General features: G+C 56.4%; 12 protein-coding genes. 4 read left to right on the forward strand and 8 right to left on the reverse strand.

What is annotated here, in order from left to right; genetic code table 11:
- Positions 1-87 precede the first annotated feature (87 nt).
- The 3 genes from kefF to folA all read left to right on the forward strand — a co-directional run bounded on the left by kefF (position 88) and on the right by folA (position 3,070).
- Positions 88-618, forward strand: coding sequence for a glutathione-regulated potassium-efflux system oxidoreductase KefF (kefF, locus tag ACR42C_RS03455; protein WP_116342440.1), 531 nt, complete (start codon positions 88-90; stop codon positions 616-618).
- Complete coding sequence (kefC, locus tag ACR42C_RS03460) at positions 611-2,476, forward strand: glutathione-regulated potassium-efflux system protein KefC (protein ID WP_192981971.1); 1,866 nt, start codon at positions 611-613, stop codon at positions 2,474-2,476. Before kefF ends, kefC begins: the two co-directional genes overlap by 8 nt.
- A 114-nt stretch (positions 2,477-2,590) precedes the next feature.
- Positions 2,591-3,070 (forward strand): type 3 dihydrofolate reductase, encoded by a 480-nt coding sequence (gene folA, locus ACR42C_RS03465; protein WP_008502023.1) that lies wholly within the window; start codon positions 2,591-2,593, stop codon positions 3,068-3,070.
- A gap of 81 nt (positions 3,071-3,151) precedes the next feature.
- Here the strand turns inward: folA and apaH are convergent, their stop codons facing one another.
- Genes apaH through lptD form a run of 6 tightly spaced genes read right to left on the reverse strand, consistent with a single transcriptional unit; the run spans position 3,152 to position 9,881 of the window.
- Positions 3,152-4,000, reverse strand: a complete 849-nt coding sequence (gene apaH, locus ACR42C_RS03470) for a bis(5'-nucleosyl)-tetraphosphatase (symmetrical) ApaH (RefSeq protein WP_116342444.1) — start codon at positions 3,998-4,000, stop codon at positions 3,152-3,154.
- A 4-nt stretch (positions 4,001-4,004) separates the two neighbouring features.
- Positions 4,005-4,382 (reverse strand): Co2+/Mg2+ efflux protein ApaG, encoded by a 378-nt coding sequence (gene apaG / locus ACR42C_RS03475; protein WP_014882505.1) that lies wholly within the window; start codon positions 4,380-4,382, stop codon positions 4,005-4,007.
- A 3-nt stretch (positions 4,383-4,385) separates the two neighbouring features.
- Entirely contained in the window at positions 4,386-5,207 is an 822-nt protein-coding gene (gene rsmA / locus ACR42C_RS03480) for a 16S rRNA (adenine(1518)-N(6)/adenine(1519)-N(6))-dimethyltransferase RsmA (RefSeq protein WP_316379708.1), read from the reverse strand.
- The gene (gene pdxA / locus ACR42C_RS03485) at positions 5,204-6,190 is read right to left on the reverse strand and encodes a 4-hydroxythreonine-4-phosphate dehydrogenase PdxA (RefSeq protein WP_163330298.1); all 987 of its coding nucleotides are present in this window, start codon (positions 6,188-6,190) and stop codon (positions 5,204-5,206) included. The genes rsmA and pdxA overlap by 4 nt, the downstream gene beginning before the upstream one ends.
- A complete protein-coding gene (surA, locus tag ACR42C_RS03490; RefSeq protein WP_479984761.1) occupies positions 6,190-7,476 on the reverse strand; it encodes a peptidylprolyl isomerase SurA in 1,287 nt (428 codons plus the stop codon). The genes pdxA and surA overlap by 1 nt, the downstream gene beginning before the upstream one ends.
- A gap of 53 nt (positions 7,477-7,529) precedes the next feature.
- A complete protein-coding gene (lptD, locus tag ACR42C_RS03495) occupies positions 7,530-9,881 on the reverse strand; it encodes an LPS assembly protein LptD (protein ID WP_316379707.1) in 2,352 nt (783 codons plus the stop codon).
- 239 nt (positions 9,882-10,120) lie between these two features.
- Here lptD and djlA point away from each other — a divergent pair, with 239 nt between their 5' ends.
- Positions 10,121-10,936 carry a co-chaperone DjlA gene (gene djlA / locus ACR42C_RS03500; protein ID WP_163330299.1) on the forward strand — a complete coding sequence of 272 codons (816 nt, stop codon included), beginning with the start codon at positions 10,121-10,123 and terminating at the stop codon, positions 10,934-10,936.
- Positions 10,937-10,966: 30 nt separating this feature from the next.
- Here djlA and rluA read toward each other — a convergent pair whose 3' ends face one another.
- Both rluA and rapA read right to left on the reverse strand, forming a co-directional pair.
- Positions 10,967-11,626: a bifunctional tRNA pseudouridine(32) synthase/23S rRNA pseudouridine(746) synthase RluA gene (gene rluA / locus ACR42C_RS03505; RefSeq protein ID WP_192981975.1), complete on the reverse strand. Its 660-nt coding sequence runs from the start codon at positions 11,624-11,626 to the stop codon at positions 10,967-10,969.
- A 12-nt stretch (positions 11,627-11,638) separates the two neighbouring features.
- A complete protein-coding gene (gene rapA / locus ACR42C_RS03510) occupies positions 11,639-14,545 on the reverse strand; it encodes an RNA polymerase-associated protein RapA (RefSeq protein ID WP_166710094.1) in 2,907 nt (968 codons plus the stop codon).
- Positions 14,546-14,650 lie beyond the last annotated feature (105 nt).

Genomic DNA, 14,650 nt, shown 5'->3' on the forward strand with positions numbered 1-14,650 from the left:
TACTTTGGGGTGTTAGTTTGCCCCTTTCAGTCGGGAAGGTAACTGTCTACACTCACTGCTACAGAAAAGAAGAAGACAGGCATATTCATGATTCTGATAATTTATGCGCATCCCTATCCGCACCATTCGCATGCGAATAAGCGGATGCTTGAGCAGGTAAGGACGCTTGATAACGTAGAGATACGTTCCCTCTATGAACTCTATCCCGATTTTAATATCGATATCGCTGCCGAACAGGAGGCACTTTCCCGTGCCGATCTGATTATCTGGCAGCATCCCATGCAGTGGTACAGCACGCCCCCGCTCCTGAAACTGTGGATTGATAAAGTCTTCTCCCACGGCTGGGCGTATGGTCACAATGGCCATGCGCTGAAAGGCAAAAGCCTGATGTGGGCGGTCACTACCGGCGGTGGGGAAAGCCACTTTGATATTGGTTCCTTTCCGGGGTTTGACGTGCTGGCGCAGCCGCTGCAGGCTACTGCGCTTTACTGTGGACTGAACTGGCTCCCGCCGTTTGCGATGCACTGCACCTTTGTTTGCGACGATGAAACGCTGCAGGCGCAGGCTCGCCATTATAAACAACGCTTACTTGAGTGGCAGGAGACGCACCATGGATAGCCATACGCTGATACAGGCGCTGATTTATCTCGGCGCGGCGGCACTGATTGTGCCCGTGGCGGTACGTCTGGGGCTGGGCTCTGTTCTCGGCTACCTGATTGCGGGCTGCGTCATTGGGCCGTGGGGATTTCGACTGGTCACGGATGCGGAGGCGATCCTCCATTTCGCTGAAATTGGCGTTGTGCTGATGCTGTTTGTGATTGGCCTGGAGCTGGATCCGCAGAGATTATGGAAGCTTCGCGCCTCGGTATTTGGCGGAGGCGCGCTGCAGATGGTGGCCTGCGGCCTGCTGCTCGGCGGGTTCTGTATCCTGTTGGGTATGGACTGGAAAGTGGCAGAGCTTATCGGCATGACGCTGGCGCTCTCCTCAACGGCCATTGCCATGCAGGCGATGAACGAGCGAAATCTGACGGTATCCCAGATGGGACGCAGCGCGTTCTCGGTGCTGCTGTTTCAGGATATTGCCGCTATTCCGCTGGTGGCGATGATTCCGCTGCTGGCGGCAAGCGGCTCGTCCACGACGCTGGGTGCGTTCGCACTTTCGGCATTAAAAGTCGTGGGGGCGCTGGCGCTGGTGGTCCTGCTGGGGCGTTACGTGACCCGTCCGTTACTGCGGTTTGTTGCCCGCTCGGGCCTGCGCGAAGTGTTCAGCGCCGTGGCGCTGTTCCTGGTGTTTGGCTTTGGTTTGCTGCTTGAGGAAGCCGGATTGTCGATGGCGATGGGGGCCTTCCTCGCAGGCGTTCTGCTGGCGAGCTCTGAATACCGTCACGCGCTGGAAAGCGATATCGAGCCGTTCAAAGGGTTGCTGCTGGGGCTGTTTTTCATCGGGGTGGGGATGTCCGTCGACTTCGGCACGCTGGTCACGCACCCGCTGCGGATTGTCATCCTGCTCGTCGGTTTCCTCGTCATTAAAATGGTGATGCTGTGGCTGATTGCGCGCCCATTGAAGGTGCCGAACAAGCAGCGCCGCTGGTTTGCCGTGCTGCTGGGTCAGGGAAGCGAATTTGCGTTCGTGGTGTTTGGCGCCGCGCAGATGGCAAACGTGCTCGATCCCGAGTGGGCGAAAGCGTTGACGCTGGCGGTCGCGCTGTCGATGGCGGCGACGCCTGTTCTGCTGGTGGTTCTGACGCGCCTTGAAAAATCGGGTAGCGAGCAGGAGCGCGAAGCCGACGAGATCGACGAGGAGCAGCCGCGCGTTATCATCGCCGGATTTGGCCGCTACGGGCAGATCGTGGGGCGTTTACTGCTGTCGAGCGGGGTGAAGATGGTCATCCTCGATCACGACCCCGACCATGTTGATACCCTGCGTAAATTTGATATGAAGGTGTTTTACGGCGATGCGACCCGCGTCGACTTGCTGGAATCCGCCGGGGCGGCAAAAGCAGAGGTGTTGATTAACGCCATTGACGATCCGGAGACCAGCATGCAGATGGTGGAGCTGGTAAAAGAGCATTTCCCTGCGCTGACGATAATTTCCCGCGCGCGCGATGTGGATCATTACATCCGGCTGCGGCAGGCAGGGGTTGAGGCGCCGGAACGTGAGACATTCGAAGGCGCGCTGAAGTCCGGCCGGATGGCGCTGGAAAATCTGGGGCTCGGCGCGTATGAGGCGCGCGAACGTGCGGATCTGTTCCGCCGCTTTAACACCGGGATGGTGGAAGAGATGGCGGCGATGGCAGGCAGCACGGCTACGGAGCGTGCAGCGGTGTTTAAACGCACCAGCGCGATGCTGACGGAAATCATTAACGAGGACCGCAATCACCTGTCGCTGATCCAGCGTCACGGCTGGCAGGGCACGGAAGAGGGCAAGCATACCGGCGATCCGGCTGACGAGCCCGAGAGTAAACCTTCCGCGTGAAGTGGAGTTGCCAGCAATAATAAAAAATTTCTGTATCTTTACTCTGCCGCCAGTCGACGAAAGATTAAGCTTTCCGTATAGTGGCGGCAATTTTTTGCATCCGGGAAATTTTCAATGATCAGTCTGATTGCAGCGCTGGCGGTGGACCGCGTTATCGGTATGGAAAATGCCATGCCGTGGAACCTGCCTGCCGATCTCGCATGGTTTAAACGTACTACGTTAAACAAGCCGGTAGTGATGGGCCGCCTGACCTGGGAGTCGATTGGTCGTCCATTGCCGGGCCGTAAGAATATCGTTATCAGCAGCCAGCCGGGCACTGACGATCGCGTCGAATGGGTAAAATCAGTAGACGAGGCGATTGCTGCATGCGGCAATGCCGAAGAGATCATGGTGATCGGTGGCGGTCGTGTGTATGAACAGTTCCTGCCAAAAGCGCAGAAGCTGTATCTGACCCACATTGATGCAGAAGTGGAAGGGGATACCCATTTCCCGGATTACGATCCGGACGAATGGGAATCTGTGTTCAGCGAATTCCACGACGCCGATGCGCAGAACTCCCACAGCTACTGCTTCGAGATTCTGGAGCGTCGTTAAGTGATTTTCCTACCCCTCTCCCCTCTTCCCAAAGGGGAGAGGGGACTGTTCGGTGCGGTCTTTTGGGGAGGGAGGCAATAGTCAGGAGGCAACGGCCTCACTTTCCCCTAAGTCCAGCTGTCGGTTGGACGGCTGCACAAAGTAAGCTTTATCTTCCCAGCGTAAGCAGGTTAACTCTCCGCCCCAGCAGCATCCGGTATCCAGACCGTAGATCCCGTCCGGCGTGCCTTTTCCTTCCAGCGCAGCCCAGTGACCAAATACCACGCTATACTCGCTTGTCACCGGTCCAGGAATAGCAAACCACGGTTTGAGCGGGGCAGGCGCGCTTTCCGGTGTCTCTTTGGAATACATGTCCAGCTGCCCGTTCGGGAAGCAGAAACGCATGCGGGTGAACGCATTGGTGATAAAGCGCAGGCGGGCCAGACCGCTGAGATCCTCGCTCCAGTGGTTCGGCATATCGCCGTACATGGCATCAAGGAAGAAAGGGTACGAGTCGCTCGCCAGCACCGCCTCTACGTCACGTGCGCAGGTTTTCGCTGTCTCAAGATCCCATTGTGGCGTGATCCCGGCATGGGCCATGACCAGCTTTTTCTCCTCGTCGACCTGAAGTAAGGGCTGACGGCGCAGCCAGTTAATCAGTTCGTCCGCGTCTGGCGCATCCAGCAGGGGAGAGAGGCGATCTTTAGGTTTGTTGCGGCTGATCCCGGCAAATACGGCCAGCAGGTGAAGATCGTGATTGCCCAGCACCATGCGAACGCTGTCGCCCAGCGATTTGACGAAACGTAAAACCTCAAGCGATCCCGGGCCGCGCGCGACTAAATCGCCCGTCAGCCAGAGCGTGTCCTGTCCTGGCGTAAAGTCGACCTGTTTTAACAATGCGATCAGTTCATCGTAGCAACCGTGAACGTCGCCAATCAGATATGTAGACATTAGATTAATGAATGAGTGTGGTTACGGCGAGACGGAACACAGGAATAGCAACGCGGAACACGTTGCCATCGACGTCGACCATTTCGTAATGGCCTTGCATGGTACCCAGCGGCGTTTCAATCACCGCGCCGCTGGTGTACTGGTACTCTTCGCCAGGGGCGATGTGGGGCTGCTCACCGACCACGCCTTCACCCTGAACTTCAATTTCGCGGCCATTGCCGTTAGTGATAAGCCAGTAGCGCCCGCGCAGCTGCACGGGCATCCGCCCCAGATTGCGAATGGTCACGGTGTAGGCAAAGACAAAACGCTCTTCATCCGGCGAGGATTGCGATTCAACATAGACGCTTTGTACATGGACACATACGCGGGGCGAATCAATCATGGCTTAACTCTCCTTCGGCGGCGCATTTTCGCTGATGTAATTAGCCAGCTTGCAGTACTGCTCTACGGAAATGTTTTCCGCACGCATTGCCGGGTCGATCCCCAGCTCTGCTAACACCTCAACGGTAAACGAATTGCTCAGGCTGTTACGGATCGTTTTACGGCGCTGGTTGAACGCTTCTGTTGTGATGCGGCTGAGTACGCGCAGATCTTTAACCGGATAAGGTTTTATTTTGTGCGGCACCAGGCGCACAACCGCAGAATCTACTTTCGGCGGTGGCGTGAACGCGGACGGCGGTACTTCGAGTACCGGGATCACGTTGCAGTAATATTGTGCCATCACGCTTAAACGACCATACGCTTTACTGTTCGGCCCTGCAACCAGACGGTTAACAACCTCTTTTTGCAACATGAAGTGCATGTCGGCAATGGCATCAGTATAGCTAAAGAGGTGGAACATTAGCGGCGTGGAGATGTTATACGGCAGGTTGCCGAACACGCGCAGCGGCTGGCCCATTTTTTCCGACAGTTCGCCAAAGTTCATGGTCATGGCATCCTGCTGGTAGATGGTCAGCTTTGGTCCGAGGAACGGGTGCGTTTGCAGGCGTGCGGCCAGGTCGCGGTCCAGTTCGATAACGGTCAGCTCGTCGAGGCGTTCGCCTACCGGCTCGGTCAGCGCGGCAAGACCCGGGCCGATTTCGACCATAGCCTGACCTTTCTGCGGATTAATAGCAGACACGATGCTGTCGATCACGAACTGATCGTTGAGAAAGTTTTGCCCGAAGCGTTTACGGGCTAAGTGGCCCTGATGGACTCGATTAGTCATTGAGTATTAACAATCATTTTGATGGCGAGATTAAGCGCCGTAATAAAACTGCCGACATCCGCTTTCCCCTGGCCTGCCAGATCCAGCGCAGTGCCGTGGTCAACGGATGTTCGAATAAAGGGTAAACCGAGGGTGATATTCACCCCGCGGCCAAAGCCCTGGTATTTTAGCACGGGCAGGCCCTGATCGTGGTACATCGCGAGCACGGCGTCGGCATTATCCAGGTATTTCGGCTGGAAAAGGGTGTCCGCAGGCAGCGGTCCACTGAGATTCATCCCCTTCGCCCGCATTTCGTTGAGCACCGGAATAATGGTGTCGATCTCTTCGGTGCCCATGTGCCCGCCTTCTCCGGCGTGCGGGTTCAGACCGCAGACCAGCACGTGGGGCTGCGGGATCCCAAATTTTGTCTGCAGATCATGGTGCAAAATCCCGATGATCTCGCGCAGGAGTTCAGGGGTGATCGCATCAGGAATGGCTTTGATCGGCAGATGGGTTGTCACCAGCGCAACGCGCATCGCTTCGGTCGCCAGCATCATCACCACTTTCGGGCTGTGCGAGCGCTCTTCGAAGAACTCCGTATGCCCGGTAAACGGTATGCCCGCTTCGTTGATGACGCCTTTGTGGACGGGGCCGGTGATCAGAGCGGCAAATTCGCCCTTCAGGCAACCGTCGCAGGCGCGAGCAAGGGTGTCAACGACGTAATGGCCGTTTTCCGTGCTGAGCTGGCCTGGAACAACGGGTGTACGAAGGGGGACAGAGAGCAGCGTGAGCGTACCGGCCTGCTGTGGTGCGGGCTGTTGGCCTTCATCGTAAGGGATGAGCGTTAGAGGCAGACCGAGCAGCTTCGCCCGGTCTTGTAACAGTGTTGCATCAGCGCAGACAACCAGTTCTACCGGCCAGCTGCGCTGGGCGAGCTGGACAACGAGGTCAGGCCCAATCCCGGCGGGTTCGCCGGGCGTGATAACAACACGATGCTGTTTCATTAGTTGCTCAGCACTTTCACATAAGCACTGGCGCGTTGTTCCTGCATCCAGGTTGCCGCTTCTTCAGAGAATTTACGGTTAAACAGCATACGGTAGGCTCTGTCTTTCTGCGCCGCATCCGTTTTGTCCACGTTGCGTGTGTCCATCAGTTCGATCAGATGCCAGCCAAATGAAGAGTGAACCGGGGCGCTGAGCTGACCCTTATTCAGCTTCATCAGTGCATCGCGGAAGGCAGGATCGTAAATGTCCGCTGCCGCCCAGCCCAGATCGCCGCCCTGGTTCGCAGAGCCAGGATCCTGAGAGAACTCCTTCGCTGCATTGGCAAACGAGGTTTTACCGCTCTTAATGTCCGCGGCAATCTGCTCCAGCTTCGCACGCGCCTGATCGTCAGTCATAATCGGTGACGGCTTCAGCAGAATGTGGCGAGCGTGAACTTCAGTCACGGAGATGTTCTGGCTCTGACCGCGCAGATCGTTCACTTTCAGAATGTGGAAGCCCACGCCTGAACGGATTGGACCCACAATATCGCCTTTCTTCGCCGTGCTCAGCGCCTGAGCAAAGATGGAAGGCAGCTCCTGAATACGTCCCCAGCCCATCTGGCCGCCTTTCAGCGCCTGCTGGTCAGCGGAGTAGGTGATAGCCAGCTTGCCAAAGTCGCTGCCGTTACGCGCCTGGTCGACAATAGAACGTGCCTGACTTTCTGCTTCCGCAGCCTGATCGGACGTTGGGTTCTCTGGCAGTGGGATCAGAATGTGGCTCAGGTTCAGCTCTGTGCTCGCATCGTTCTGGTTGCCCACCTGCTTTGCCAGCGCGTCCACTTCCTGCGGCAGGATCGTGACGCGGCGGCGCACTTCGTTGTTACGCACTTCCGAAATCAGCATCTCTTTACGGATCTGGTTGCGGTAGGTGGCGTAGCTGATACCGTCATAAGCCAGACGACTGCGCATCTGGTCTGGCGTCATGTTGTTCTGCTTTGCAATGTTAGCGATGGCCTGATCGAGCTGCTCGTCAGTCACCTTCACGCCCATTTTCTGACCCATCTGCAGGATAATCTGATCCATGATCAGACGCTCCAGGATCTGATGGCGCAGCGTAGCATCATCCGGAAGCTGCTGGCCTGCTTCGCCCGAATTGAGCTTCACGGATTTCATCAGACCGTCAACGTCACTTTCGAGCACGACGCCGTTGTTAACGACAACCGCGACCTTATCAACAACCTGGGGGGCCGCGAAGCTGGTATTCGCAACCATAGCGACACCGAGCAGCAGCGTTTTCCAGTTCTTCATACTTTTTCCATTTCAATTAACCGCAAAGCGGATTACGTTGTAAATCAAGCACATTACAAAGAGCTACTGTACGGCAGAATGTTCGAACGTAGCATCTGATGCGTGCCAAGGCCGTAGTTGGAACTCAGGCCGCGCAGTTCGACATTAAAGCCAATCACGTTATCGTATTTGCCCTGATTGTTTTCACTGTCCCAGCCGTTAAGCTTACGCTCGTAACCGACGCGCAGCGCGTAACAGCAGGAGTTATATTGCAGACCCACCATCTGGTCCGCTGGCTTATTCGCGTTAGTGTCAAAGTAGTAAGCGCCTACGATTGACCAGCGGTCGGCGATAGGCCAGCTTGCTGCGCCACCCACCTGCGAGATGCCGTCTTTATACTGTTCATTGCCAGCATAGGAAGGCAATGTTGCCTGAATATATTCCGGGCTGGCGTAACGATACGTCAACTGCATCATCCGGTCTTCATCGCGGCGGTACTCAATAGCCGCGCTACTTGTGGCGATATTATCGAGGCGAGTGTCATACTGCACGCCGCCACGCAGACCCCAGCGGTCAGTCATGCGCCAGTAAGTATCACCCGCCCAAACCAGCGATCCCGTTTTGTTGTCTTTCTCCCAGTTAATGTTGTCATCACCGGTACGTGACTCGGTGAAATAGTAGATTTGACCAACAGAAACGTTAAAACGTTCAACGGCGGCATCATCATAAACGCGCGTAGTGACGCCTGTCGTTAACTGGTTAGCGGATGCGATACGGTCCAGACCGCCATAAGTACGGTCACGGAACAGGCCGCTGTAGTCAGACTGCAGTAAAGAAGAGTCGTAGTTCTGGATATTGCTCTGATCGCGATACGGCACGTACAAATACTGCATACGCGGTTCAAGCGTCTGGGTATAACCATCCGCCAGCAGGCCCATATCACGTTCGAAGATCAACTTGCCGTCCATTTTGAACTGTGGGAGCGTTCGGTTTACCGACTCTTCCAGATGCGCATTTCGGGTGGCATTGTAATTATCAACATTTTTTTGTTGATAGTGAGTCGCCATCAGCTTGGCTTCGGTATTCAGGCTTGCCCAGTCGTTAGACCACGGCAGATTGATCGTCGGCTCAAGGTGAAGACGCGTGGCTTCCGGCATATCCGAATCCGTGTTCACGAAATGTACTGCCTGAGCGTAAACCCGGGTGTCGAATGGACCTACGTTATTCTGATACCAGTTAACGTCCAGCTGCGGCTCTGCGCCATAGGTAGGCGTGGACTGGTCAGAGAATACCTGGAACTGCTTGGTTGAGACGGTGGCATCAAAGTTCTGCACCGCGTAGCCAACGCTGAACTTCTGCGTGGCATAGCCATCCGTGCTCGAACCGTATTTGGACGAGAAATCGTTAAAATAAGATGAGTCGCTAACTTTGGTGTAGTCAATATTAAAGCGCCACACCTGATCCATCACCCCGGCATGCTGCCAGTAGAATAACCAGCGGTGTTTATCACCTTCCGTTGGATGCTCATCCTGGAACACTTTATCTGACGGCAGATAATCCAACTCCATCAGGCCAGCCCCGGCCTGAGTCAGATAGCGGAACTCATTCTCCCACATGATGTTGCCGCGCTTGTGGATATAGTGCGGCGTGATCGTGGCGTCCATGTTGGGCGCGATGTTCCAGTAATACGGCAGGTAGAACTCAAAGTAATTCGAGGTGCTGTATTTGGCATTGGGGATCAGGAAACCTGAGCGACGCTTGTCACCCACGGGAAGCTGCAGGTAAGGGCTGTAGAAAACCGGAACTGGGCCGAGCTTAAAGCGGGCGTTCCAGATTTCCGCGACCTGTTCTTCACGGTCATGGATAACTTCGCTCCCGACCACGCTCCAGGTATTTGAACCCGGCAGACAGGATGTAAAGGAGCCATTCTCCAGAATCGTATAGCGGTTTTCACCGCGCTGCTTCATCAGGTCCGCTTTACCGCGTCCCTGGCGACCCACCATCTGGTAATCACCTTCCCAGACGTTAGTGTCTTTGGTATTCAGGTTTGACCAGGCTTTCGGACCTTTCAGGATGACCTGATTATCGTCATAGTGCACATTACCCAGCGCATCCACCGTTCGTACCGGCTCGGCCGCGCCTTCCGGCTGCTTCTGGTGCAACTGCACTTCATCCGCCTGCAGGCGGCTATTGCCCTGGTTAATATCCACATTACCCGTAAACGTGGCATTGTCAGGATAAGTACCTTTGGAGCTATCGGCAGTAATGGTTACCGGCAAGCTATTTGTATCGCCCTCCACCAGTGGGCGATTATAACTTGGGACGCCAAGCATACACTGCGAGGCGAGATCGGCCGCCAGCCCCTGTTGACTGTAAAGGGCGGAGCCAATCATTGTGGCCAGGAGGGTGGGGATACGTTTTTTCATACGTTATATTTTATTGTTCCGTCATCAGTGGCTACGGCTTACAAACGCTCAGAGACTATCTTACTCATCTGCGCAGTACCAGCGTTAATCCTGCCCGTTTGCGTGCCAGAGTGTTAGGCTCGCTATCGAATGAAGAGTATGATAAAGCAAATTATAGGCGATGTCCTTCAATTGACCGTGACTTGAACACAGTGATGATGACGTTGCGTCGGCCAGGAATATGACTATCCGGGGAGTATATGCAGTATTGGGGTAAAATAATCGGCGTTGCGTTCGCCATCATCATGGGTGCCGGGTTCTGGGGGATTGTGCTTGGGCTTATTATCGGCCACATGTTTGATAAGGCGCGCAGCCGCAAAATGGCCTGGTTTGCCAATCAGCGCGAGCGTCAGTCACTCTTTTTCTCCACCACCTTTGAGGTTATGGGGCACTTAACCAAATCCAAAGGGCGTGTCACAGAAGCCGATATTCAGATTGCCAGCGTATTCATGGATCGCATGAATCTGCACGGTGAATCTCGTGTGGCTGCGCAAAATGCGTTTCGCATCGGTAAATCCGATAACTATCCGCTGCGTGAAAAGATGCGCCAGTTCCGCAGCATCTGCTTCGGACGTTTTGATTTAATTCGGATGTTTCTGGAAATCCAAATCCAGGCGGCATTTGCCGACGGTTCACTTCACCCTAATGAACGTGATGTGCTGTACGTCATTGCGGAAGAGCTGGGCATCTCCCGTATGCAGTTTGACCAGTTCCTGCGCATGATGCAGGGCGGGGCACAGTTTGGCGGCGGCTATCACCAGCAGTCGTCCGGTGGCGGCTGGCAGCAGGCGCAGCGTGGCCCGACGCTGGAAGATGCCTGCAACGTGCTTGGCGTGAAGCCCACGGACGATCAAACCACAATTAAACGTGCCTACCGTAAGCTGATGAGTGAACACCACCCGGACAAACTGGTCGCGAAAGGCTTACCGCCGGAAATGATGGAGATGGCGAAGCAAAAAGCGCAGGAAATCCAGAAAGCGTACGAGCTGATTAAAGAGAAGAAAGGTTTCAAATAAGCAAAAGCCCGACAGCGTCGGGCTTTTTTTTCAGAAGTCCACCGGGGCTTTAAACGTCATCGCGTTACCGAAGGCCGGGTGGGTGATGGTGAGCGTCTGCGCGTGCAGTTGCAGACGTGGCGCTAACGCCAGCGCTTCCGGCGGGGCGTAAAACCGGTCGCCCAGAATCGGATGACCCAGCGCAAGCATATGCACGCGCAGCTGGTGCGAACGTCCGGTAATCGGCTTAAGCAGGACGCGCGCGGTATTATCCGGCGCGTACTCCAGCACTTCATATTCGGTCTGCGCGGCCTTGCCGGTTTCATAACACACCTTCTGCTTTGGCCGGTTCGGCCAGTCGCATATCAGCGGCAAATCCACCAGCCCTTCCGACTGCGCCGGATGGCCCCAGACGCGGGCGACATACTGCTTTTTCGGCTCGCGCTCGCGGAACTGGCGCTTCAACTCACGCTCCGCCGCTTTATTCAGCGCCACCACAATCACGCCGCTGGTGGCCATATCCAGGCGATGGACGGACTCTGCCTGCGGAAAATCGCGCTGAATGCGCGTCATCACGCTGTCCTTGTGCTCGTCCAGGCGCCCCGGCACGGACAACAGGCCGCTCGGCTTGTTGACCACCATGATGTGTTCATCCTGATACAGAATGACCAGCCAGGGATCCTGCGGCGGATTATACGGCTCCATCACCATCTTGCGCTCCGTTTACTGATGCGTCACAACGATAAGACGCAGGGCATCCAGGCGCCAGCCCGCCTGATTCAGGCTTTCCAGCACCTGCTGACGGTTGCTTTCAATCGCCGCCAGCTCGTCGTCACGGATGTTCGGATTGACCGCTTTTAACGCTTCCAGACGGGACAGCTCGGCAGACAGTTTCTCGTCGGCTTCATTGCGCGCAGCGTCAATCAGTTCTCGGGCCGCTTTTTCAATCTGGGTTTCGCCCTGCTGAAGAATAGCGTGCACGTCCTGCTGCACCGCATTGACCAGCTTGCTGCCGGTATGGCGGTTCACCGCGCTCAGCTGACGGTTAAAGCTTTCGAACTCAACCTGTCCTGCGAGATTCGTACCGTTTTTATCCAGCAGCAGACGCACCGGCGTTGGCGGCAGGAAGCGGTTGAGCTGCAGCTGTTTCGGCGCCTGCGCTTCCACAACGTAGATCAGCTCCAGCAGCAGCGTGCCTACGGGCAGCGCCTTGTTTTTCAACAGGGAGATGGTGCTGCTGCCGGTATCGCCGGAGAGGATCAGATCCAGCCCGTTGCGGATCAGCGGGTGCTCCCAGGTAATGAACTGCGCATCTTCGCGGGACAGCGCCACATCACGCTCGAAGGTGATGGTACAGCCGTCTTCCGGCAGGCCCGGGAAATCCGGGACCAGCATGTGGTCTGACGGGGTAAGGACAATCAGATTCTCGCCACGATCGTCCTGGTTAATCCCGACGATGTCGAAGAGGTTCATGGAGAAGCTAATCAGACTAGTGTCGTCATCCTGTTCTTCAATGCTCTCAGCCAGCGCCTGTGCTTTTTCACCGCCGTTGGAGTGGATCTCCAGCAGGCGGTCGCGGCCCTGCTCAAGCTGCGCTTTCAGCGCGTCGTGCTGCTCGCGGCAGGACTTGATCAGATCGTCAAAGCCGTCGGTGTTTTCCGGCGCGGCCAGGAAGCCAATCAGATCGCCGTGCACCCGATCGTAAATGGTGCGGCCGGTTGGACAGGTATGTTCAAACGCATCCAGACCTTCGTGGAACCAGCGCACCAGCACGGACTGGGCGGTTTTTTCCAGATATGGGACGTGGATCTGAATATCATGCGCCTGACCAATACGATCCAGGCGGCCGATACGCTGCTCCAGCAGATCCGGGTTGAACGGCAGATCGAACATCACCAGATTGCTGGCGAACTGGAAGTTACGGCCTTCGGAGCCGATTTCAGAGCACAGCATCACCTGGGCGCCGCTGTCCTCTTCGCCAAACCAGGCCGCCGCGCGGTCGCGCTCGACGATGGACATCCCTTCGTGGAACACGGCGGCGCGAATGCCTTCGCGCTCGCGCAGGACCTGCTCCAGCTGCAGCGCGGTGGCCGCTTTGGCGCAGATCACCAGCACTTTCTGGGAGCGGTGCGCGGTCAGGTAGCCCATCAGCCACTCTACGCGCGGATCGAAGTTCCACCAGGTGCCGGTATCGCCTTCAAATTCCTGGTAAATCTGTTCCGGGTAGAGCATATCGCGGGCGCGCTCTTCCTGGGTTTTGCGCGCGCCCATAATGCCGGAGACTTTAATCGCCGTTTGATACTGGGTTGGCAGCGGCAGCTTGATGGTGTGCAGCTCGCGTTTCGGGAACCCTTTCACGCCGTTACGGGTGTTACGGAACAGCACGCGGCTGGTGCCGTGGCGGTCCATCAGCATGTCGATCAGCTCTTTGCGCGCGGATTCCGCGTTCTCGCTGTCGCTGTTCGCGGCCTGCAGCAGCGGTTCAATATCCTGCTCGCCAATCAGATCGCTCAGGGTGTTGAGCTCGTCGTTTGAGAGACGTTTTCCCGCCAGCAGCAGCGCGACGGCATCCGCAACCGGACGGTAGTTATTCTGCTCTTCCACAAACTGCGCGAAGTCGTGGAAACGGTTTGGATCGAGCAGGCGCAAGCGGGCGAAGTGGCTTTCCAGACCGAGCTGCTCCGGCGTTGCGGTCAGCAGCAGGACGCCGGGCACGCGCTCGGCAAGCTGTTCAATCGCCATATATTCGCGGCTCGGCGCGTCTTCGCTCCAGACCAGATGGTGCGCTTCATCGACCACCATCAGATCCCACTCGGCGTCACACAGGTGTTCAAGACGCTGCTTGCTGCGGCGCACGAAGTCCAGGGAGCAGATCACCAGCTGTTCGGTTTCAAACGGATTGTCGGCATCGTGCTGCGCTTCGGCATAGCGCTCGTCGTCGAACAGGGAGAAGCGCAGGTTAAAGCGGCGCAGCATCTCGACCAGCCACTGGTGCTGCAGGGTTTCTGGCACCACGATCAGCACGCGCTCGGCTGCGCCGGAAAGCAGCTGTTGATGCAGGATCATGCCAGCTTCAATGGTTTTACCCAGGCCCACTTCATCAGCCAGTAGCACGCGCGGCGCGTGGCGACGGCCCACGTCATGGGCGATATTCAGCTGGTGGGGGATCAGGCTGGTGCGCTGGCCGCGCAGGCCGCTCCACGGCATACGGTACTGCTCGCTCTGGAACTTGCGCGCGCGGTAGCGCAGGGAGAAACGATCCATGCGGTCAATTTGCCCGGCAAACAGGCGGTCCTGCGGCTTACTGAACACCAGTTTGCTGTCGAGCAGCACTTCACGCAGGATGACATTCGTCTCGTCGGTATCAAGACGCGTCCCGATGTAGGCGAGCAGTCCATTCTCTTCTTTTACGTCTTCAACCTTCAGTTGCCAGCCGTCGTGGCTGGTCACGGTGTCACCCGGATTAAACATCACGCGGGTTACAGGGGAGTCATTGCGGGCGTACAGGCGGTTTTCACCGGTGGCAGGGAAGAGGAGGGTAACCATGCGCGCATCAACGGCAACGACGGTTCCTAATCCAAGTTCGCTTTCTGTATCGCTGATCCAGCGTTGACCAAGTGTAAAAGGCATAGTTGTTCGGCTCTAATCTTTAATTGCAGGCAATAGTTCGACCCCCGTCAAAAAAGACGGTCATCGAAAAATGGGTCCGGGAATGGAAAGGGCGCTATGGTACTG

Source organism: Enterobacter sp. MG-EB028 (assembly GCF_056673305.1).